The 22,582-nt window shown below is 60.4% G+C and carries 16 protein-coding genes; 8 read left to right on the forward strand and 8 right to left on the reverse strand.

Translation table 11 applies throughout. The annotated features are described in order from the left end of the window. Positions 1-369, forward strand: a 369-nt coding sequence (locus BGIM_RS0141905) for a hypothetical protein (protein ID WP_193789070.1), incomplete at its 5' end; no start/stop codon positions are given. A gap of 20 nt (positions 370-389) precedes the next feature. Beyond that, complete coding sequence (locus BGIM_RS0141910; protein ID WP_020475572.1) at positions 390-719, forward strand: hypothetical protein; 330 nt, start codon at positions 390-392, stop codon at positions 717-719. Positions 720-935: 216 nt separating this feature from the next. Here BGIM_RS0141910 and BGIM_RS0141920 read toward each other — a convergent pair whose 3' ends face one another. Further along, positions 936-3,011 carry a trypsin-like serine peptidase gene (locus tag BGIM_RS0141920; protein WP_020475574.1) on the reverse strand — a complete coding sequence of 692 codons (2,076 nt, stop codon included), beginning with the start codon at positions 3,009-3,011 and terminating at the stop codon, positions 936-938. Positions 3,012-3,323: 312 nt separating this feature from the next. On the opposite strand from BGIM_RS0141920, the gene BGIM_RS0141930 reads away from it, so the two are divergent. Together BGIM_RS0141930 and BGIM_RS59245 are read left to right on the forward strand one after the other, a co-directional pair. Beyond that, complete coding sequence (locus BGIM_RS0141930; RefSeq protein WP_029631764.1) at positions 3,324-4,277, forward strand: hypothetical protein; 954 nt, start codon at positions 3,324-3,326, stop codon at positions 4,275-4,277. Between the two features lie 58 nt (positions 4,278-4,335). Beyond that, positions 4,336-5,334: a hypothetical protein gene (locus tag BGIM_RS59245; RefSeq protein ID WP_029631766.1), complete on the forward strand. Its 999-nt coding sequence runs from the start codon at positions 4,336-4,338 to the stop codon at positions 5,332-5,334. A 6-nt stretch (positions 5,335-5,340) separates the two neighbouring features. Here the strand turns inward: BGIM_RS59245 and BGIM_RS0141940 are convergent, their stop codons facing one another. Next, a complete protein-coding gene (locus tag BGIM_RS0141940; RefSeq protein ID WP_020475576.1) occupies positions 5,341-6,141 on the reverse strand; it encodes an alpha/beta fold hydrolase in 801 nt (266 codons plus the stop codon). A gap of 458 nt (positions 6,142-6,599) precedes the next feature. Here BGIM_RS0141940 and BGIM_RS0141945 point away from each other — a divergent pair, with 458 nt between their 5' ends. Continuing rightward, positions 6,600-7,529 (forward strand): amidohydrolase family protein, encoded by a 930-nt coding sequence (locus BGIM_RS0141945; protein WP_020475577.1) that lies wholly within the window; start codon positions 6,600-6,602, stop codon positions 7,527-7,529. A gap of 348 nt (positions 7,530-7,877) precedes the next feature. Next, positions 7,878-8,282 (forward strand): PDZ domain-containing protein, encoded by a 405-nt coding sequence (locus BGIM_RS0141950; RefSeq protein ID WP_157369835.1) that lies wholly within the window; start codon positions 7,878-7,880, stop codon positions 8,280-8,282. 14 nt (positions 8,283-8,296) lie between these two features. Here BGIM_RS0141950 and BGIM_RS59250 read toward each other — a convergent pair whose 3' ends face one another. The 5 genes from BGIM_RS59250 to BGIM_RS67565 all read right to left on the reverse strand — a co-directional run bounded on the left by BGIM_RS59250 (position 8,297) and on the right by BGIM_RS67565 (position 17,234). Continuing rightward, complete coding sequence (locus tag BGIM_RS59250) at positions 8,297-12,451, reverse strand: protein kinase domain-containing protein (protein ID WP_020475578.1); 4,155 nt, start codon at positions 12,449-12,451, stop codon at positions 8,297-8,299. Between the two features lie 261 nt (positions 12,452-12,712). Beyond that, positions 12,713-13,639: a hypothetical protein gene (locus BGIM_RS0141960; protein ID WP_020475579.1), complete on the reverse strand. Its 927-nt coding sequence runs from the start codon at positions 13,637-13,639 to the stop codon at positions 12,713-12,715. Further along, positions 13,605-15,083, reverse strand: coding sequence for a ParA family protein (locus BGIM_RS0141965; protein ID WP_020475580.1), 1,479 nt, complete (start codon positions 15,081-15,083; stop codon positions 13,605-13,607). Before BGIM_RS0141965 ends, BGIM_RS0141960 begins: the two co-directional genes overlap by 35 nt. An 82-nt stretch (positions 15,084-15,165) precedes the next feature. Next, on the reverse strand, positions 15,166-16,230 hold the full coding sequence (locus tag BGIM_RS0141970; protein WP_157369836.1) for a vWA domain-containing protein: 1,065 nt from the start codon (positions 16,228-16,230) through the stop codon (positions 15,166-15,168). A gap of 260 nt (positions 16,231-16,490) precedes the next feature. After that, on the reverse strand, positions 16,491-17,234 hold the full coding sequence (locus BGIM_RS67565; protein WP_020475582.1) for a hypothetical protein: 744 nt from the start codon (positions 17,232-17,234) through the stop codon (positions 16,491-16,493). Here BGIM_RS67565 and BGIM_RS55350 point away from each other — a divergent pair. Both BGIM_RS55350 and BGIM_RS0141985 read left to right on the forward strand, forming a co-directional pair. After that, positions 17,150-17,617 (forward strand): HAD family hydrolase, encoded by a 468-nt coding sequence (locus BGIM_RS55350; RefSeq protein ID WP_052640235.1) that lies wholly within the window; start codon positions 17,150-17,152, stop codon positions 17,615-17,617. The two genes, BGIM_RS67565 and BGIM_RS55350, sit on opposite strands and share 85 nt — an antisense overlap. 105 nt (positions 17,618-17,722) lie before the next feature. Next, on the forward strand, positions 17,723-19,945 hold the full coding sequence (locus tag BGIM_RS0141985) for an alpha/beta hydrolase (RefSeq protein WP_020475584.1): 2,223 nt from the start codon (positions 17,723-17,725) through the stop codon (positions 19,943-19,945). Between the two features lie 29 nt (positions 19,946-19,974). On the opposite strand, the gene BGIM_RS65300 is transcribed toward BGIM_RS0141985, so the two are convergent. Further along, the gene (locus BGIM_RS65300) at positions 19,975-22,395 is read right to left on the reverse strand and encodes a diguanylate cyclase (RefSeq protein WP_020475585.1); all 2,421 of its coding nucleotides are present in this window, start codon (positions 22,393-22,395) and stop codon (positions 19,975-19,977) included. Positions 22,396-22,582: the final 187 nt, after the last annotated feature.

Genomic DNA, 22,582 nt, shown 5'->3' on the forward strand with positions numbered 1-22,582 from the left:
GGTCATCGGCATCGGGCTTATTGCGAGCTTGTGACACTGGAACGACGGCCGGGCGAGGGGGTGCGACGGAATGCGCACACCCTCGGCGCCGTCCGCTTCGACCCGACCGACCGACTCCCCGGCCCGTGGCGGCGCATCGTCGTCGAGGTCACTCCGGAGGGATTAACGGCCGATTGGGGAACGACCCCGGACAAAACCGAACGGATTGGCGAATGGGGCGTCGGCGAACTGACGGCGCTGGCCAATCAGCGGGCGGCCCCGTTTGGCCCGCCCCCCCCGACCGGGTGGTCCCCGAGGGCGCCGCTCGGCGTGTGCGCCATCGGCTGTGCCATCTCCGTCCGAAACGTTGTGTTGGAACCATTACCCTGATTGCGAAAAGGTGACGAGCAATGTCTGATTCTCCCATTACGCTGCCTGCGGTCAGCATCGCCGAGCCGGGGCCGAACGCCACGGTGTCGCTGAAATTCCCCATTGAGGGCGGCTATTCCGTCTCGGAGCCGAAGCCGACGTGCTATCCGACGGTCAAGTACCAGATCACCGTCCAAGGCGGGAACACGGACAAGGACAAATGGGTTTCCTGCACAACCGAGGCCAACGAATGGTCGGCGAAGGTCACCACCGCCGCCGGTGAGTGGACCCTTCACGTGGCGTTGTTCATTGACGAGCAACAGTTCAGCGAGTCATCGATCAACATCACAGCAGTCGCCAGTGAAGTTTAATCAGCCGGGAATTGGAGGCCGGGAGTGATGATCATGTGAGTTCATCACGATCAGCCGGGATGGCAGGTCCGGGGTTTCCTCGGCGGGCGCTTCGAGTTGATCGCCCCGACGCCGCAAACTTCGGTTGCCTGGCTTGACGTGGATTGTGGACATCTGCCATTCATTGCGGATGCGAGCCGCCGCAGAAACCAACAGGATTGCGGCGGCTCGCGCGAATCAGCAGTCCGGCGAGGAGATCGCACCCCGCTTGCACCATTGATCGATCGCTTGTTTCACAGAGTCTGTGATACGGCAGGCTTGGTTGGCTTCCACCGTGCCGCCGTCGTGGATGCCAAAGACCGACCAACCGTCGGAATCTTTGGCCGCCACCGCGGCGCCGCTTTCCCCTTCGTAGGTCGAGATCTTGTACTGAAGAAGTTTGGGCAGCACTTTGGTGAGCTTGCCCTTGCCATACCACATGGTTCCCGACGCCTTGTCACCCGGATATCCGGCCACCTGGAATTCCATCGACGACAGATCCTTGTCGCTGGCCACCTTGACCTTGTACTTGGTGGCCGTTTTGGGCGCCTCGGACTTGAGCGTGACCACGCCGTAGTCCAGCGTGTCGTCCCCTTCGTTCTTTTCAAAATCCGCCGGGAAGTCCCAACGCAAGGCATCAATGGTTGTCTTTGGTTTTGGCGGGCCGTTCTGCGCCGGGGTGAAAGTAATTTTCGTGGCCTTGCCTCCGTCGCGATTGTCAAACAGGTTGTGGGCGGCGGTCAGGACATGGGTTCCGTCAATCAGCGTTCCCGTTCCCGTGTACACTTTCCCGTTCGGGAATGTCATCTCCAAAAGACCAACTCCGTCAAACGGAGCCACGGTTGTGTTGGTCACTTGCTTGCGATCATCCGGGGGAAACACTTTGTGCAGGCGATCGTTGTCGCGCACGGCCACCGGGTGTTCCCAGTGATCATGCACTTCCTCTTCTTTGCGGCTCAACAACTCAAGAACCTCGGCCTCGCTCAGCACGCCAACGACAGAGTCTTCGTCGGCCGAGAGCTTCGGGCTTTCCGTCAGAGTGATCTTGTTAAGCAGGCCGAGCATTTCCCCATACTGCTGCGGCGTCCACCGCCCGCTTTCCACATTCTTCAGATATTCTTTTATCTTCGCATCCTTCGCGCTGATCTCCTTGCTGATTCGTTTTTGAAGCCCGTCGGATTTCTCCTTGGAGATGCAGCCCACCTCCTTCATTTGAAGATCGTAGAAGTGTTGTTTGGTCTGCGCGTTGCAAGCGAGAGCGAGTGACATGTTGCCATTGAAGGCGACCGGCATCATGCCTTCAAACGTGACCGTCTGGTCGAACAGGATTGACTGTTTGAACGTGTTTTTCGCAAAGGAAGCGTTGATGCTGACCCGCCACGGGAGCAAGTCCCCGCCGAGGGAGTCCTTCTGGGCGGGCGGTTCTTGCGGCGCGGGGTTGGGCTCGAATTTGAACAACCCTTCCCCGCTGGTTATTTGCTGATTGATCGACTCGAAGAGGGATTTGGTTGTTTCAAGCAGCGCCCGCCCGAATTCCTTGCCGCCGCCGCCTTCGATGTATTTGATCTTGACGATGTTCTTTTTTTGAAGTTCTTGCGTGATATTGTCAATGTCAACACCGCCGATGTTGATCCAGCCAAGCTGGACGCTCATCGAGAACTTGTTGCGGGTATACTCCCAGACTTGCGAGAGGTCCGCCGTGATTTGGGCGACCCACGGGTCCGCGCGTAATTCGGCGATACCGTAGAAATTGACGCCGATGTCGGGCGACTTGGTCCGGTCCTCGCTGCCGTAATTGCCGACCAATTCCGCGAAGAGGCTGTTGCCCGCGTTGACGTTGAAACCAAATTGTGTTCCGATCTTGAACTCATCCGGAAATGTGACGGTGCTGGCCTCGCCCATCTCGATCACGTTTTTCGCGATGATTGGCTGAACGGTGACATCTTGCAACGTCAGCGGAACCAAATTGACCTCTTTCACCTTGAAGATTTTGATGCATTCGGCCGTGATGGCCTTCCGTTGCGCGGCCGTGATGTCCGCGATGGCTTGCCCGCTGGTTGTCGAACCGACGCAGCTCTGGTAGTTTCGATTCCCCAAGTCGACAAAATACGGCTTCGCATTGATCCCGTAATACTTCACGTCGTAGTCGATGATCGTTTCTTGATCGATCGCGTCGATCCGCGCCGGGAAGTAGTGAAACATGGTCACGTCAGTCTCGTCCTGATAAGCAATGACACCGTCTTTTGCGCAAGACTTGTACAAACGGCCAGCCATGGAATCCTCCAAAGGTGATCGGGCGCCGGGGATCTCATTCGCCGGGCGGCCGGGGCCACTCGCCCGCAGCCTCACAATCCCGCGATGATTCTCCCCTCACCCGGACACTCGCAGAAGGCCGCCCGCCCCCGCCACAAATTCCGAAAAAGAGAAAAACAGGTAAAAGGAAGGCTCGCGACACCGCGACTGGCCGGAATGAAGCTGTCCGGCGCCTGCCTCCGTAACACCTTCCCGAATGTTGTTTGACCATTGGCGATGTTTCGGATAAGCTGCACGTTCTCATTTTTTTCTTGATTCGCCGGAGGCTTTTTCATGAATCGCACATACCGGGTGCGGCTCGCCATTATTGGCATCACCGCGCTGCTCACCTTGCTGCTGACCATCCAACCGGGGCATTCGCAGTTTCCCAACCGGCCGGGGGGCGGCATCGCCGGCAATCCTAGTGGAATCGCCGGGCGGCCGACGGGAATTGCGGGAAATCCCGGAGGACTTCCGGGTATTCCCAATGGCATTGCCGGGCGGCCCGCGATGCCAACGATGCCAACGATGCCGGGCATGCCCGGCGGACCCGCCGGAATCGCCGGACGCACGGGAATCACCGGCATTGGCGGCATCCCGACGCCGCCGATCCCCCCTCCGGGATTTGGCGGCATCCCCGGCCCCCCTCCGGGATTTGGCGGCATCCCCGGCCCCCCTCCGGGGTTTGGCGGCATCCCCGGACCGAATCTCCAGCAATGGGTTTGCACCCGTTGCAATCGGGTGTTGGGAACCGGGCCGGTCCCGCCGGCGATCGGCAAGTGTCCGGGTTGCGGGGCGCTGCTTGTCGGCACGGATTATGGCCCCGGTGGCGGACCCGGCGGAGGCATCGCCGGTATGCCGAACAATCCCGGAATGCCCTTGAACAATCCCGGGATGCCTCTGAATAATCCCGGCGCTGGCATGGACACTCCCCAGCCGTTTATCCCGCCGGCGTCCCCGCCGCAGAACTTCGACAACGCCCGTGTCTCCGTGCCGTCGAGCGCTTCTTCGGACGCGCCGGAACAGCATTCGAGCAAACGATATGTGATTGTGTTCATCACCATCGGCGTGCTCGTGCTGATTGGCGCGGCCATCATGATTATCTACGCTTCGCTGCCCAAAGAGGACTCGCGAAGCCGGCCGAGGAAAGCCCCCAAGGCCAAGCCCAAACCATCGTGGCGGGACGACGACGATGACGATGATGACCGGCCTCGCCGCCGTCGCAGCCGTCGGGACGATGACGACTGATTGACACGATTCGCATTGATTCGCACACGATCTCGCAACGGATTGGCCGGAGACTCGCATGACCCGCACGCACCGAGTGCGTCTTTCGATTGTTGGCATCACCGCCCTGCTTGTTTCCCTGCTGGCCATCCAGCCGGGGCATTCGCAATTTTCGGGACGCCCGACCGGGATATCCGGCATCAGCGGCCGACCGCCGGGTTTTTCCGGCATCAGTGGCGGCATTTCCGGCATCAGCGGCGGGATCTCTGGCATCAGTGGACGCACGGGTATCTCAGGAATGCCGGACATTCCCCGAGGGATTTCGGGGATCAGCGGCATCAGCGGAATGCCGGACCGATCAGGGATCACCGGAATTAGCGGCCGGACAGGTATTAGTGGCATTGGCGGGGGAGGCATTTCCGGGATAGGCGGCGGTGGAATCATCCAGCCGCCGCCCATCCCGCAGCCGATCATTCCGGGCTTTCGCGGTCGGGATGACATCAACGGCCCAAACGACTTCACGGGCATTTACGGGGGGGCTGGCGGCGGTTCCGGGATGGGGGGCGGCTCCGGGCAGACCGTTTACGAGTGGAGTTGTTCGCGTTGCGGCTTTGTGGTGAGCGTCGGTCCGACCAGGCCATCGGCCAGCACCTGCCCGTCATGCCGGGCCAGACTGAGCGGCGGCAGCGGTGGCAGTCGCAGTGACGGCCCGACTCTCAAAATGCCGGAGGGCTTTGGCAACCTGCTGAAACAGCCACCAGTGCCAAGCTCGCCCGAGCCTGAAAATTTCACCGGTCCTTCTGTGAAATCGGGCGCCGCCCCTTCCTCCCCGCCTTCAGCCAGCACGACGGAGGCCCCGCCCGCCCCCAAGGGACGATGGCGAATGGTGTTGCTGATCGCGGGCGGTCTGGCGCTGCTGATTGTCGCCGCCCTTGTGATTATCCACTCGGCGATTCCCAAGGAAGGCACGAAAAAAAGCAAGCCGACGAAGAACGCGGCCAATGGCAAGCCCAAATGGCTCGGCAACACGGACCACCAGCCACGACGCCGGCGTGGCAATCAGGACGATGACGATTAACCGTGTTCATGTCCCTAAAAACAGGCCGACCGCCGAGTTGAAGGCCATCGCGTCTTCCATGTTGGACAGGTGGCCGACGGCAGGCAGGACGATCAGTTTCGCCCCCGGAATTTCCTTGGCGAGTCGTTCGCTATTGGTGATCGGGGTGGCGAGGTCTTCCTCCCCGACGATCACCAACGTCGGCACGGCAATCTTCCCCAACCCCGGCGTGGCATCGGGGCGGTCCCGCAGGGCCTTCAACCCGCCGATCACCCCTTCGGTCGATTGTTTCTCGGCGATGGCAATGACGCCGCCCACCACATCCGGGTATTTGGCCCGCGTTGTTTCGCCGACGATTTTCGGCAGCATCGCCTCAATCACACCGGCCGCGCCTTTTTCCTTCGCCAAGGCAATCGTCTTCTCACGCCCGGCTTTCGCGGTGGCGTCATCCGGTTCGGCTTTGGTATCCGCGAGAATCAGGGCTTTCAATTTGCCTGGATGCCGACGGGCGAAGGCCAGCGCCGTGTAACCGCCCATCGAGAGGCCGCCGAGAACCACCGGTTCGGTGATCTTCAACGTGTCGAGAAGTTCCGCGACGATGTCGGCCGCCATGTCAATGGTCCAGCCTTCCACCGGAGTGGAATCCCCGAAGCCGGGCAAATCGGGGACGATCACGCGATGCGTGGTCGCAAAGTGGGTTCGCTGCGATTCCCACATGGTGCGATCCTGCGGGAAAGCGTGAAGCCAGACCAACACGGGGCTGACATCATCCTTGGGGATGTCGTAATAGCTGGTGGTTCCGCGGGAAAGGTTAATGGTTTTGTACATGGGAGAGTTCCTGTTGCGTTGATGAACCCAGTGGATATTGGGTACGAACCGTTGCCCGGCAACCTAACCCCCCGCCCCCTTCCCTAAGAAGGAAGGGGGAGCAGGTGGGGTGACGATATTATCCGAGCGTGAGGCGTCAGCAAGGCCCTTGCTTCCGAATCGGACCGCTAACTCTGAGCCACGGACACTTCCCGGCCCAAGTTTGGCCCTTGCTGTTACCCCGTACTTGGCAAAGAAAGTTTTTGCCCACTTGCTCCCCCTTCCTTCTTAGGGAAGGGGGATGGGGGGTTAGGTTGCTCCGCAAAGACTTTCCGTCTGATAGGTTTGCAATCCAATCATTCAATTCTCTCAAACTATGCGAATGGCGTGCCCGGAATCAAATGCGAGGATTTCCCGTCTTCCGTTTCGCGGGCCGCCGGGGTAGAATCGCCACCAACTTTCGTGAAAGGACACCGTCGATGAACCGCCGTGAATTTCTCTCCACGGCCGCCGGGACCGCGTTGGTTCTGCCGGCTGTCGCCAAGGAAACCCCCATGATGCCCATTGTTGACACGCACCAGCACCTCTGGGACATGAAGAAAACCAAGCTCGCGTGGGTGAAACCCGGCGACGCCCTCGCCATCGATTCCACCCCGGTGGAATACGCCAAGGCCACCGAGGGACTGGGGGTCGTCAAGGCGGTGTACATGGAGGTGGATGTCGTCCCCGATCAGCAACAGGCCGAGGTCGATTACATCCTGGAACTCATCAAGTCAAAATCGAGCCCCACGGTGGCGGCCGTGATCTCCGGCCGGCCGAACGCCGGGGAGGCGTTCAAGAAGTATGTTGCCCAATTCAAGGGAAGCCCGTTCATCAAGGGGCTTCGGCAGGTGATCCACGTCGATTCGACGCCGTCCGGTTATTGCACCACCAAAGAATTCATCGCCGGGGTGCGACATCTGGGAGAGATCGGCCTGAGCTTCGACATCTGTATCCGGCCCGCCGATTTGCCAGATGCCGTGAAGCTCATCAACGAATGCCCGGACACCCGGTTCATCCTCGATCATTGCGGCAACGCGCCGATCTTGGACGAATTGAAGATGAAAACATGGAAGAAGGACATCGCCGCTGTCGCCGCGAAGAAAAACGTGGTGGGCAAGGTCTCCGGCATTGTCGCCTCGGTGAAGAAAGACGATTGGAAAATCGAAACCCTCTCCCCGGCCATCAACCATACCATTGAGGTGTTCGGCTGGGACCGCGTGATGTTCGGCGGCGACTGGCCGGTCTGCACGCTGGGGATGGCCTACAAACAATGGGTCGAAACCCTCAAGGCCATCGTGAAGGACCAGAGCGAAGAACGACAGAAAAAGCTCTTCCACGACAACGCCGTGAAGTTTTACGGCTTGTAAGGATCATGATGTTTGTGAGATGATGAGTAGAGGAATGACCCGGTGGAGCATTGGTTTTCCGGTCTGAAGGACCGGTTAATCCAGCCCGGTCCGTGAGGGCCGGGTAAACCGACATCGATGGGCCTCGGTCTGAAGGACCGATTATTGGTCCAATGTACGACAGGCCGAGCAGGCAAAGACCTGCCGATAACCGGTCCTTCAGACCGGAAAACATTGGCGAGTCTCGTTACCCGGCCCTCACGGACCGGGCTGGATTAACCGGTCCTTCAGACCGGAAAACCAATGCCTCATTGGACATGGCTGGCATGGGAGGCGGTCATTCCCGCCCGTCAAAAAAATGGAGATTTCATGACGACATCACTCACCCTGATGGCCGCGCTCGTCCTCGGGGCGCCGGCGCTCAAGGACAAGGAACCGGTTGCCAAGGGGCCGGGCTATCTGGGCGTGCGCTTCTCGAAAGAGGGGGAGGGCCTCATCGTCACCGATGTGCAACCGGATTCGCCGGCCCTCAAGGCGGGAGTGCGGCCGAACGACGTGATTATGAAAGTTGATTCGATGAGCCTGAAGGACGCCGACACCGGCGAACTGGTGAAGGTCGTCGGGGCGATGCGGCCGGGGACTGTCGTGGCACTGGAAATCAAACGGGGAACCGAGTCGCTGACGATCAAGGTGAAGCTCGGCGCCCGCCCGGCGGATTTTCAGGCGCTCTCGCCGGATTACCCGCTTGTGCCGCCGTTGCCGAATAACGATTGAGAGGCCACTGCCCCTCAATCGTCCCCTTTGATGCGGGTTTCTTTGGGTTTCTTCTCCGCCGACAACACAAATTCCACCGGCGGGGATTCCCGGCCGGAATAGAGACTGCCGTTGGAATGGGTGAACCAGAGCCGGTATTTGCCGGGCGGCCAGTCCTTGACGCTGAACGACATTGAGACCGGAATCGCCTCGCCTGGCAAAATCTCGTCGAACAAGATGTACGGTGTGTGCGTGATTCTCGCCCGGTTTGACTCGGCGAGTGTGCGCGGCAACACGGCCTTGGGATCGGGCGGTTCGAGCAAGATCACGGCCCGGATGCGGTCGTCGATCTTCGACCAATCCGGGGCCTTCAACTTCTGGCGGCTCTCGTTGACAAACAAAGCCGACACTCGCACAGAACCATCAACCCCGACGACCGGGCGCACATCTTGCAGCCGACATTGCCGCGAGATGTTTTTGACCTCTTCCCGGAAGAAGGGTTTGCGGCCGTCCCAAATGCGAACCTCCAGGTTGGCGGCGGAAGCCAGACCGCTGCCGTCGGCCGAGAAGGAGACTCCGAAGACCGGCCCGGTGTGGCCTCGCAGATTCAACAGGGCATAGCCATGCAGGGCGTCCCAAACTCGCACGGTTTGGTCGTCGGATGTGGAGGCGAGCCGGGTTCCCGACGAATCGAAGACCACTCGCTGGATTTTCCCCAAGTGCCCCTTCAACTTCATCGGCGTTTCGGGCAGCGTCCCGGAAAGATTGGCCAGTCGCGGCAACCCCGTTGAGGCATCCAGAATCCGGATGTCCCGGTTGGCGGTGGCGACGGCCACCAGTTTGCCATCCGGGGAGACGGCCAGACTGGTGAAGAATTCCTTCTGAATTTCGTTGCCCGGTTCAAACTCGTTCTGATCGGCAAACTTCCAGACCGGCTTGCCTTTCAAACTCCACCGTGTGATCTCCATGCCAGCCCCGGACGCGGTGATTAACTCTTTGCCGTCCGGGGTGAAGGCGACGAAATTCCGGCCGTCCCCCCCGGCTTGGAACGCTTGTGTCTCTTTCTCGGTGGCCAGATCTGTCAATCGCAACCGGCCGTCCTTGTGGATGGTGGCCAGTGTGTGTCCGTCCGGAGAGAAGGCCATGTGGTGCACATCAACCGGCACCTTTGAAAGATGCCGGCCGGGTTTGGACCGGTCATCCAGCGAGATCACCCAAACCCCCTGTTTCGAGCCGGGATTTTCACTGAAAGAAGCGAGTTGGCGGCCGTCCGGCGACATGGCCCAGTTGAAAGTCATCGTCCGTTCGCCGGTCATGTGATATACAGGCGAATCGGGTTCTCCCTCATGGTTCAGAAACAGAAACCGGCCCCAATAATCGGCGGCCAGCCAGCGACGATCCGGCAGCGGATACACTTCGCGGAGGATATTTGGCTCGTGCCTGTAAACAAGGGCCTCGGAATCCCGCAGGCAATCCCAGATGTTCACTTCCCCCAGATCCGAACCGGAGGCCAGTTTCGCCCCCGTTGGCGAAAAAGACAAGGCGGTTGTTTTGGCCCCGTGCCCCGGAAACGTCCGCACGTTTTCGCCGGATCCGATGTTCCAAAGCCGAATCGACTGATCGTCGGCGGAGGTGGCCAGCGTCTGGCCGTCCGGCGAGAGCGTCATCGAACTCACATAGCCGGAATGGCCGAACAATGTTCGCAGCGCCCGGCCCGTCGCCGTGTCCACGACCACGGATTTACCCTCCAAGCCGCCGATGACAAGGAGAGAGGCGTTGTAATCAACCAGCAGCGAAACCGCCCCGCCGGGAGCTTTGTCCCCGGCGATTTTTTCGAGGGTGTTGGCATCCCACATCCGCCATTCGCCGGCCGTGTTGGAAAAGACAAGGCGGCGGCCGTCGCCGGAGAAAACCGCGTCGGCCACGCCAAACCGCTCCGCGTCCTGCCGGCGAAGTTCCTTGCCGTTGACCATGTCCCAAACCACCACATAGCCGGGATTGTTGACATGGTTCCAAGAGCCAACCGCCACCAATAATCGTTTGCCGTCCGGGGAGAACCGCAGGGCGTTCACCTGTTGCTGCTTGTCTTTCGTGAGGCGGTTCGGGAGCGGAATCTTATGAAGAACTTCCAGCGTGGTGTGATCGCACACGAACACGAACTCTTCCCGGCGGGGAACATAAGCCACCCGGTTGGAGTCGCGGTGAACGGCCAGTTTTTCAAAATCTCCCCCCGGCAACGGCCGATAGGGGTTCCCGTCGGATTTCAAGTCGGTCACATAAAGGTTTCCCCCCAACCCCAGATACCACGAATCCGGTTCGCCAGTCGGGGAAAGATGCGTCACCTCTCCCCGGAAATGCTGGCGCTTGATCGCCGGATCCGACAGTTGGCTGAGATACCACCACTCGAAGCCGCGAAGGTCCGGCTCGCCGGGGAGTTGCGGCATCATCTGATCGAGCCGGCTCCGGGCCGTCATCAGTTGACCGGCTTTGAGGTCCGCGAAGGCCATGTTGGATCTCAGGGCGTGCATCTGCGCCCGCAACTTGATGTTGGCCTCTTCCTGCGCTTGTTTGGCTTTTAGCGTTTCCGTCCGCTGGGCCTCCGCGCGGCCGAAGGCGGCGGTTGCTTTGGCCTCCGATTCCAAGGCTCTCTTTTCGCTGGCTTTTGCCTTTTGCTCGCTGGCCTTCGCCATCTCCTCGTTGGCCAAAGCGATCCGTTCTTGTTCCTTCGCTTCCTTGGCGTTCTGCTCGGCCAGAATTTTCTCATCGCCCAGCATGAAGGCGTTTCGATTGGCCTGATCGGCGTAGCGGCTGGCGCGAATGGCGAAGGCCGTCGCGGCGGCCGTTCCCGCCAGCAGCGCGAGCATGATGCCGGCCAGCAGACCGGCGACAGCCGGGTTGCGGCGGCACCAGCGATAGCTGTGTTCCACCCGGCCTACCGGGCGGGCTTCGATGGGCCGGCCCTCCTGCCAGCGTCGCAAATCGGCGGCAAGATCGGCGGCCGTGAGGTAGCGCTGGCGGGGTTGTTTCTCCAGGCATTTCAGACAGATGGTTTCCAGATCGCGGGACAAGCCGGTGCGATGCCGGCTCGGCGGGGGCGGGGGTTCCCGGACGACCCGCCGCATCACATCGGCGGAATTATCGCCATCAATCGGAACATGACCGGTCAGGCATTCGTAGAGGATCACGCCAAGCGAATAGATGTCCGAGGAGGCCGACAGCGGATGATTCGCGTCAGCCAGCGCCTGTTCGGGGGACATGTATTGCGGCGTCCCCGCCGCGATGCCGGTGGCCGTGAGTCCCTGCGTTTCGTCGAGACGCTTGGCGACGCCGAAATCGGTGATCTTGGGCACAAAAGCGGAATGCGGAAGCCGGGCATCGGGGCCGCCCCCGGCCGTTTTTTTGGACCGGATCTCAGGGGGTGTGTTCGGCTCCGAATTCCGGAGATCCCCTTCGGGGTTCTTGCCAAGGAGAATGTTCGCCGGTTTCAAATCGCGGTGGATGATCTGCCGGTCGTGGGCGAACTGCATGGCCCCGGCCAGTTGCTCCACAAGCCGGGCCGCATCCCGCGAGGAGAGCGGCCCTTTTCGCAGATGCTCGGCCAGCGTGCCCCCCTCGATGTATTCCAGTGAAAAATACGGGTTCCCCTCGTATCGGTTCACTTCGTACACCTGAACGATGTTCGGATGGCTCAGGCTGGCGACCGCCTCGGCCTCCCGCCAAAATCTCTCCAGTTCGTCCTCGGCGGCAAATTTTCCCGCCAGCACCATCTTGAGCGCGACCAACCGGTTCAGGCCGTATTGCCGGGCTTTGTAAACAACGCCCATGCCCCCCCGGCCGAGGATTTCCAAGACTTCATAACCGGGGATTCGCACATCCGGCGGCAGCGCCGACCGGGAGGACGGGGTGGCGCCGAGTCCCTTGAACACTTGGGTGCTTTGGCGGGCGGCGAAGTCGGCCGAATCCGGGATCAAAGCGCCCAACCGATGAGCCAGGTGGGGAAAACGATCCGCGTACTCTTCCGGGGAGACGGGCTTTCCCGAGCGTTGGCGAAACAGCATCTCCAGATGAATCAGGCCGACGTATTCATCTTCGGTGACGATGAGTTCTTCCAAGGCTTCGTGGAACTCTTCGACCAATCGCCCGTTTCCCGTTTCCCAAGAAAGCCGCAAGTCTTGTTCGATGGCTCCCATCTGATGATGCCGGGAGGGCCGAAGAGTCGATGGTCGGGATGAGCGGAATCCCTGTGTTGGCGGTTCTGCGGTCGAGTCACTTGATTGCATGGCCGAGTCCGATGGCAGAGAACGCAAACACGGATCAGAACGGATCAACCTTAGCTTGCCAAATGAAATGTCCGGCCTGAAACCCTAGATTGCCCCACAGAAATTCCGGCCGGAGTGTAAAAATATGACGAAAAACAAAAAAAGACGGATCATCCGCCAGCGGGCCAGGAATTATTGTTCCGTTTGATCCATGACGCGCTTGCCGGCCGAGAGCTTATCCTCAATCCGGCCCAGCACTTCCTTCTTGGACTTCCCCGGTTTCACGATACCCGCTTGGGTGGCGACGGCGACCAATTCCGGGGGAGTCAGATCCTCCAGTAGTTTCAATTCGGCCGCAATTTCGGCTTCCGGGATTTGCACCTCGGTTTTGGCCCGTTCCAACAAAACGGCCAGCCGGTTCGCGTGCGGCGTCACCTTGGCCGCATCCGGGGTGGCGGGGGCTTTTTTCGGCGCCTTGGTTTTCACCGGCCGATGGCCTGTGAGTTTGAAGAGAACTTCCTCGATTCCCTTCGCCCCCTTGGTCGAGGCGGGGAGGGAAAACTCGGCGGCGAGGAGTTTCCATTCGGCGGCGGTGATCGCTTTTTCCAGCCGTTGCTTTTCCGCTTTGATGTCCTCCGCTTCAAAAGCCTCCGGGCCGACGATGCGCACGGCCAATTCCCGCAGCGAGGCCGCGTGCGCCTTCACGGCGATGGTGGATAGCTGCTGATCGATCCACTTCGGATCGGGCTTGAACGCCCCCTTCAACCCGGCCGTCATGGCGAGGTTGGTCAACTCCGCTTTCAAGGCGTTTTGGGCGCCGACCAATTCCGCTTTGGCGGTTGCGCGGTCGCCCGCCCCGGTTCGCAGTTGGGTAATCTGTTGAAGAGAGGATTCCAGCGCGCCCAAGTCGATTTTGGCCGTCGTGGGGACGGCCCCCGTTCGTTGGAAATCATCGCATTTGGCGAGGAAGGCCGCGAAGGTTTCGAGATCGAGCCCCCGAAACGGTTCCAGTCCCCGGATGGCCCCATCGATGTCGCGGGCCGTTCGCAGGCCGGTGTCCGTGGTTTGAAGGGCGACGGCGAGGCTACGAAGAAATTGCTGGAGCGTGGAGACGTTCATGTTGTCGAATTTCCTTTTCGATATCGGAGAGCAATTGGGCGAAGGTTTTGGAGACGGCAGCATCGGCGAGAGCCAGCCGAAGCTCCCCCGCCTCGTCAATCGATCCGGCCGCCTTGCCGAAGAGAGACTTGTTCGGAATCTTGGTCGGGAGGAAAGGCACCCGAGAACCCCACACGCCCGCAAGGCCGTCCTGAATGTCATCCCAAACTTTGAGTTCTTGCGCGACCAATTCCGAATTCCGCATGGTGGTCAGATTGGCGACGACTCCCAACACGGCCAGATTCGGGATCAAATGTTCCCGCAACCGTTTCAAGAACCGCAACAACTCCGGCAGGGACCGGGCGGACAACGCATCCAGCACCACGGGAATCAACACATAATCGCTCGCCGCCAAGGCGTTCACCGAGGCCGTCGTCAACCGGGGCGGACAGTCCAGCAGAACGTAGTCAAATTTTCGGGTCATTTCCGGGGAATGCAAGGCTTCGCGGAGAAACAGCCGGATATCCTTGCCGGTCTTGTGAACCATCCATTGGGCCATCAACCGGGCTTCGGTTTCCTCCAGACTGTCGGCCTCCTCGGTCCCGGCGCGGGCGTCGCTGTTGGTGATGATTTGGGCATGATCCATCCCCGCGACGGGTTGGGCGCAGGTCAACAACTGTCGCGCCCCGTGCTCTTTGCCCGCGAGGAAATGTTGCAGGCAGTGCTTTTCGAGGTGGAGAATCCTCCGTTGATCGCTCGGGACCGCCATCATCGACAGGGATCGCTGATAATCGAGATCGACCATCAACACTTTTTTGCCCTGTTGGCTGAGAATCCCCGCGAGGTGGGCCGTGATCGTCGTCTTGCCCACGCCCCCCTTGAGGTTCAACACGGAGATGATCGGGAATCCCCGGTCGGCCCGCGGCCGAAACGCGGGCGCTGTCGAAGCGAGCGGTCGTTGCCAGAGGCGGCCGTCCTGGGCCTGCAACCCGTCGAGTTGCTTTTCCATCTCCCGGAGTTTCTCGACGAATTCCGCGTTGTGCTTGCGCTCCTGCTCCGTTTGCTTCTCGATGGTCTCTTTTTCCCCGGCCAGCCGGCTCACGTTGTCCTTGTGCTTTTTTGTTTGTTCTTCCATCCACCAATAAGCCCGCACCAGTTCGTTTCCCTTGGCGACAATCCGTTCTTTTTCGGCCTTGGCCATGCGCAGCAACACCTTCAAGGCCCGAAGCTGGTCCGTGAGTTCCTTGGTGCTTTTGTCCGGGATGGGGGCGATTCGGGAGCCTTTGAGCCGGGCATTTTCGCTCTGCAATTCGCCGAGGCTCGCCCGCAGGGTTTCCGCTTCTTTGAGAAGAACTTCATTTCGATGATGAATCAGGCTGATGCGCCAGATGGCGCCGATCACGGCCCCCGCGACGATGACGAGGGCGCTGGCGATCGGGGCAAGCCATTCGATGTTGAACTGCACGGCATCGGGCTCCGGCTTTTGCAGGCGAGGCTGTCCCGATTGTATCAGACGGACGCGGCGAAGTAACCGGCCATGAAAGAGTTTACGGCAATCGCCGCCAGATGGTTCGCTCCAGTGAAAACACCAACAGCGCCATCAGCACGGCCGTTCCGATGAACCACGGGGCATGGTCGTGATAACGTCGATAGACCGGAGTGACGACGGGGCGGCGTTCCAGTTCGTCGATCTGGCGGCAAACTTCCCGCAGTTGCGCGCCGTCGTTGGCGATGAAGGAACGGCCGCCGGTCAGTTCGGCGATTTGCTCGTTCACCTCCCGGCCCGCCAGACGGGTTTCGGAATTGCTTGCGTCCGGGTCGCCTCCGGTGTCGATGGCATAGATCGGCACCCCCCGGCCGGCGGCCAATCGGGCGGCTTGCCGCGGCATCAACGAAGCACGCTCCGGGTCGGCCAGTGCGTGGTTGTGTTCGCCGTCGCTTAGCAGAATCAACACCTTTCGGCTGGTGGAAGCGTGTTCCAGCCGCAGCAACCCTTCCGCGAGGGCGTCCCCGATATTCGTGCTCGTGTCGATGATCGAGGCGGAGGGGGTGCGGTCCAAAATTTCGAGCACCACCGAATGATTCAGCGTCGGCGGGCAGACCGTTTGCGGCCAGGTGGCAAAGGTGACGAGTCCGACGGCATCCGTCCCCCGGTCGGTGGACCGGCCCTCGAAGTGAGCGCCATCCGGGCCTTTTCCCCCGGCGATGAACAGGCGAAACACCCGTTTGGCCGCCTGCAACCGGGAAATCGGCTCGGAGTTCGCATCCCAGTCAAACTTCTCGTTCATGCTGCCGGAAGTGTCCAACACCAGCACGACGGTGATGCCCTGGGTGGTCAGCCGGGTCTTCAAATCCGGCGTTCGCGGTCCGGCCATCGCCACGACGATGGCCGTCAAAGCGATCAATCGCCCTCCTTCGCCGATGATGACCGGCCACCGGGAATGCGGCAGCTTGCCGAAGCCTTCGACGGAGGGAAAGCGAATCGCCGCCGGCCCGCGCCGAAGCCGCCACCACAGGACGACCACCGGCAGCGGCAGCAGAAACAGCAATTCCGGGTTGGCGAAAGACAACGTCACGCGATGGCCGAACCGATTGGGGGACAGTCCCTTCATTGTCGTCGATCCGGCTGCCGGTTCCCGGAAAATCCGGGAGTTTTTTGGAAGAGGGCCATCCAGATGTTTGAGTTGTTTTCCGTCTTGGCGAGCCGAACTCCGTGAGGAGTCGGGTGGCTTCCGGCGGTGAAGTCGCTTGAGCCACGGGTTTGAATCCGGCTGCGCCAAGGGGAAGCGTGCGCCCACGGAGGAGCCACCCGGCAACTCGCATTCGCTTTGTTCGGCTTGCCCATCGAACTGCATGGACTCATGCCATCAGTTCACTTTCGATTTGTCAGCAGGTCGATCACCCAGCATCCCCGAAAGTGTTCACTCGGTTGGCGGCAGTGGTTCAGCATGTCATCGTTGTTGCAACCGGCGTTTTCCAAAGCGTCGGCCAGAATGGGCATGCGAGCAAAGGCTTTTTCGTCATAAATTCCCTCGGCCAAGCCTCGAACATCAAGTGTGAGCCAAGAGGGATCAAGCGAGACGGGCCGGAAGGGGTTGCCGAAGATTTCATGAACCAGTCCGCACTGTGCTCGCTCTTCAGGTCCACTGCCAGGTCCGCCGGGGCCCAATTTAACCCAAGCAGTTGCTTCCGCAATTCGGATAAGCATGTCCACGAGCGAGGCAGAGAAATTGATTGCCCCAAGCACTTGAATTTCGGGAAGTTGGTTCCCTTCTGGGTTTGGGATTTCTATGCTTGACTGCCATGCTTCCTCTTTTGCGTTTGCCAACTGTTCCACCGTCGCTTCTCCCTCGACATAACGCTCAAGAATATCAATTGCCTTTCGACTTCTGTCTGTTTTCAGCAGATGCCAAATCCTGCGAAAACATGCTGCCTCCAACAGCTTTCCTTTTCTATCAGTGAGCCTTTCTGCGAGCGATCTAATCATCCTCGGCGGGTATGTCTCATTAATCCATTCCGCTTCAGTTACGATTGTTTTTCTCATCACAGCCCCCTTCTTCGTTAACTCACAACAAAGCGGCCCGCCGGAATAGAGTTTACGCATTTGCAGGCTCATGCCACTTCGACTCGCCAAGAACAAATTACTTTGCAGGAAATGCCCGACTTAATCCGCTTCTCAAAATTTGCAGCGCCGATCAATTCATCAAAGCCGCCACGTCATCGGACGACGCGGAAAAATCAAAGCCCGACCCCGATATCCTGCAGGCGGCCCTCAAAGAACTCGGCATGTCTGCCGATGAAGTCCTGATGCTCGGCGACACCCCTTACGATGTGGAAGCCGCCCGCAAGGCCGGAATGGCGGCAATCGCTTTGCGCTGCGGCGGGTGGGACGACGCCCGCTTGAAGGCCGACGCTGTGTACGACGACCCCGCCGATCTCTCCGCTCATTTGGAAGGCTCTCCTTTGGGGGGCGTCTCGCCGGGAAATAGGGAGACATGAAAGCACGGCGGGTTGACGAAGGACCGCCTCGGAAAATCAATGTCCTCTGCCTGTCGTCTGTGGTACGCTCATGCCCTCGCCTTGCCGCCTTCCGGGTAACCTCTCATGCGTGTCTCCTCTCTGCTGATGGCTCTGGCTCCGTTTCTGATGGCCGCCGATGTGTCTCCGGGCGTTTTCCCGCCGGATGATCCGCGAGCGAAAGAACTCCCGAAGATGATGGGGGCCAGCCAACGCCAGCGGATAGGGGACGCCGGGCAGCGGGAGGCGGCGGCCTTTGCCGAGGTCCGCACCCGCGAACAGTGGGAGAAGTTCCGGGACGCCCGAATTGCCGCGTTGCGGGAATCCTTGGGCGTCTTCCCGGAACCGCCGAAGGAAACGCGGGTGGTCGTCACCAAGAAGTTTGAGGGGGACGGATTCCGCATTCACAACATCGTGTTCGAGTCCCGGCCCGGTTTCTGGGTAAGCGGTAATCTGTATCTGCCCGCGAAACCGACGGAGAAGATGCCGGGCTTTTTGATTTCACACAGCCACCACACGTCCAAGACGAACGGCGAATTGCAGGACATGGGAATGACTTGGGCGCGGGCGGGCGGGGCGGTTCTCGTGCCCGATCATCTCGGGTATGGCGAGCGCCGACAACACCCGTTTGCGACGGCCAAGGATTACCCCAAGGAGTTCAAAGCCAGCCGACAGGATTACTACCATCGCTATGTCACCAACTTGCAACTGACGGCCCTCGGCGATTCCCTCATGGGCTGGATGGCGTGGGATCTCATGCGCGGCGTCGATGTGTTGTTGCAACAACCGGGAATTGACCGGGAACGAATCATCCTGCTTGGGGCCGTCGCCGGGGGCGGCGATCCGGCCGGGGTGACGGCCGCCTTGGACAAGCGAATCGCCTGCGTGGTCCCGTTCAACTTCGGTGGCTGGCAGCCGGAATCGGCCGTGACCAAGAACCCTGATCGGGAGTTTGATTGGTTCGGCGATGGCTATTGGGAAAGCACGCGGGGCCTTCGCGGCGGGGCGGCCAACGGTTTCGCCCATTGGGTGATCGTCGGCAGCGTCGCCCCGCGCCGTCTCATCTCGGCCCACGAGTTTTCATGGGACCAAAACTCTGATCCCACGTGGCCCCGATTGCAAAAGGTGTTCGGCTTCTACGAGGCGGCCGATCATCTCGGCTTTGCCCACGGCATCGGCACTCTGCGAGGCAACAAGCCAACTGATTCTCACTGCACCCACATCGGGGCCGTTCACCGGAAGATGATTTATCCGCAGTTGGAAAAGTGGTTCGGCCTCCCCGTGCCGACGGAGTATTCCAAGCGACTGCCGAGCGAAGAACTGCTCTGCTGGACCGAAACGGCGAAGAAAGAACTGGAACCGAAATCCCTCGGGGCCGTCCTCGGGAAACTTGCCGACGAGCGGGGGGAAATTGTTCGGGCGTCAACCGAAACAGGTTCGTTGAAATCACTTCGCGCCGCCTGGTCGAAAATCCTCGGCGACATCACCCCCGTGACGCCGAAACTCATCGCGGACAAATCGGTGATGATCCCCGGCGGATGGCTTCAACGGGCGGCCTTGCAAATGGAACCCGGCATCATCGTCCCGCTGTTGCTGTTCTCTCCTCCGGACGGGGAAAAGAAAGCCCCGGTGGTGGTGATGTTCGCCCAAGGGGGCAAGGCGGCTTTGTTGAAGGAACGCGAGGAGGAGATCGCCGCCTTCCGAAAGGCTGGAATCGCCGTGTGCCTCGTTGATCTTCGCGGCACCGGTGAAACCCGGCCGGGGGCATCCGGCGAGCGGGGAAGTTCACGGACATCCATTTCGCAAACCGAACAAATCCTCGGTGGCACGGTTCTCGGCGGCCAACTCCGCGATCTTCGCACCGTGATCGGCTGGCTGCGAACACTCAAAGAAATTGACGGCGCCCGCATCGGCCTCTGGGGCAATTCCTTCGCCGCGACCAATCCCGCCGACCGCAACATCGCGACCCCGCTGGACGCCCCGGACATGCCGACCATTGGCGAACCCGGAACGGCCCTGCTCGCCCTGCTCGGCGGTCTGTTCGATGAAGAGGTGCGAGCCATTCACGCTCGCGGCGGGTTGGAGAACCATCGAAGTTTGCTGGCGATGCCCGAAGTGTGGGTTCCCCATGATGCGATTGTGCCGGGAGTGATTGGCGCCGGTGATCTTCCTGTGTTGAGGAAGGCTCTTGGCGAGCGAATGATCGGCCGCGGCAACCTGATCGACGGCGGGAACCGGACGGTGAAAGCTCCGGCTGATTCGGCGAGTGAATCGGCCGGTTTGATGGTGAAACGATTGAAGGAGAAATGACCAGCCACAACGCAAAGCCTTTGGGCCGGTCAGGTGTGGGCGGTCGCCAAGAGGGCGTGAGCTTCTTTGTTGCCACCGTGGCTGACCCGGTTTCGGCCGGCGTGCTTGGAGCGGTAGAGGGCTTGGTCCGCGTCCCGGACCAGCATGGAGGCTTCCTTGATGTTCGGGTTTAGGGTGGCGACGCCGACACTCATGGTGACGGGGTGTTTGTCCCATGTCCCCATCGCAATCGCCCGACGGCAGCGTTCGGCCAGCACCATTGCCCCGGCGAAGTCCGCATCCGGCAGAATCACGGCAAACTCCTCGCCGCCGTATCGGGCCACAATGTCGGCGGTTCTCACCGTCGCCTGCAAACTGGCGGCGACATCCCTCAGCACTTCGTCCCCGGCGGGGTGGCCGAAGCTGTCGTTGAACAATTTGAAATGGTCCACATCCATCATGAGGACCGACAGCGGACGCTGGTGACGGACGGCCCGGTCATATTCCTCGGACAGCCGTTCGTTAAAGGCCGCCCGGTTCCGCACGCCGGTCAGGGCGTCCGTGGTCGCCAATTTCCGTAATTTGGCGTTGGTGTCCTCAATCTCGGACTGGTACATGAACAGGCTGTTCTCGTATTCCACTTGCTCCGTCACGTCCCGCACAATCACTGCATGAAGCCCGGCCCCGCCGTTGGGAACCACTGAAATCCGCAAATCCACGGGAACCAGCGTGCCGTTCTTGCGGCGGAACTGCCGCCGGCCCAAGTCGCACCGGCCCTCTTTGGCCAGCGTGGCCCGGACCTGCGTGACTTGCTTCTCGAATTCCTCGCGGCTGATGCCCGTCTCCAGGTCAAACGGCGTCAACGAGGTGAATTCCTCCAGCGAGTAGCCCAGCATGTTCAGCATGGCGGCGTTGGACTCCACGATTTTTCGCGTGTCCACGTCGATCATGAACAGCCCCTCGGCCAACCGGTCCACCGTGTTGCGGAACTTCAACTCGCTGTCCCGCAAGGCGACTTCCACTTTTGTCTCGGCGGTCATGTCCAGCGAGATCCCGGCCAGCAAACGGCGGCCATTGATGTCAATCAACGGGAACTTGTAGGAGCGCCAGTGTGTTTTCGTCCCGTCCGGCCGGGGGGTCGTTTCGTTGAAGGTCACGGCCTCGTTGCCCGCCAAGATCCGCAGATCGTGTCGGCGGTATTCATCGGCAAATTCGGCGGGGAAGAAGTCGTGGTCGGTCTTGCCGGCCCATTCATCGGCGGGTCGGTTGAAATGTTTCGTGAGCGGTTCATTGACGTAAACGAACCGCCCTTGATCGTCCTTCATATAAGCGATGGCGGGGCTGTGGTCCATGAACGCCTGAAAGCGCCCCTCGCTGTCCCGCACTTCCGCCAGCAGTTGTTCTTGCCGTCGGCTGGCCTCGGCCAATTCTCGCTCCACGCGGAAGCGTTCGCTGATTTCCTTGAAGACCAGCACGGCTCCGGCAACCTGGCCGGCGGCATCCCGGATCGGGGCGGCACTATCGTCGAGCGGCCATTCGGCTCCGTCTTTGGCCAGCAGAATCGTGTCCTTTTCCAGCCGGACGACCTCTTTGGTCGCCAGCGCCTTCCGGAGCGGGTTTGGCACATTCAGGCGGGTGTCCGCGTTGACGATGCGGAAGATGTCTTCCAGCGGTTTGCCGGCCGCCTCGTGTTGTTTCCATCCGGTTAATTGTTCGGCCACCACGTTAAGGACGGTCACCCGGCCTTCGGTGTCCGTCACAATCACGCCGTCCCCGAGGCTGGTGATCGTCGCCTGAAGAAACTCTTGCTGGTAACGGACCGCCTCGATGCGGCCCCGATCCCGGTACGACCGGGCGCCGAGCCAGAGGGCAACGCCGACGGCCAGCAACCCCACCAGAAACGCGGCGCCTCCGCTGGCGATGGCCGTGTTGTAGGCCCGGTTGCGCGCCAGCTCCCGTTCTCGCAGCAAGTGGTTTTCCTCGTCCTCCATCTGGCGGATCAAGGTTTGGATGTCATCCATGATGCGTTTTCCCTCGCCGGTCCGGACGAGCAACCGGGCGGCGTCGGCATTCCCCAGTTCGGAGAGATGGATGGCGCGATCCAAAAAGGCGAAATGCGAGGCGATCAGTTCCCGCAAGAGAGGAAGGCGTTCCTGCTGGCGGGGATTGTCCCGGACCAGTGTTTCAACCCTTTCCATCTGCCCGGCATGGACTTGCTGCGCGTCCTGATAAGGGGTCAAAAATTGCGGGTCTCCCTCGGTCAGCAGGTAACCGCGCATGCCGGATTGGGCGTTCCGCATGGTGACATGGATGTCGCCCGTGGCTTCCAGAACTTCGTGTGTGTGGGTCACCCATTCGGCGTTCTCATCAAGATGCCGGGTGTTGCTCAGGGCAGTGAGAGAGTTGATTGAAAGGACTGCGATGAGCAATCCGACGCCAAACAACAATTTGCGATCAATAGTGCGACGCATAAGGCTCCTTGCCAATTTCAGCCTCCTCCACGATCAAGACCACCCAAAGGACGAATAACGTAAATAAATGATGGCCGCCGAATCGAACGATCCGGAACGGAGAAGGAAAACCGGCCTCCGAGATGAAGAATGATTTGTGACCACCAACCATAGTTCAGGTTTGGCCACAACGCAAACCCCATCGGCC

It is taken from the genome of Zavarzinella formosa DSM 19928 (assembly GCF_000255705.1).
In the GTDB taxonomy this organism is placed as follows: domain Bacteria; phylum Planctomycetota; class Planctomycetia; order Gemmatales; family Gemmataceae; genus Zavarzinella; species Zavarzinella formosa.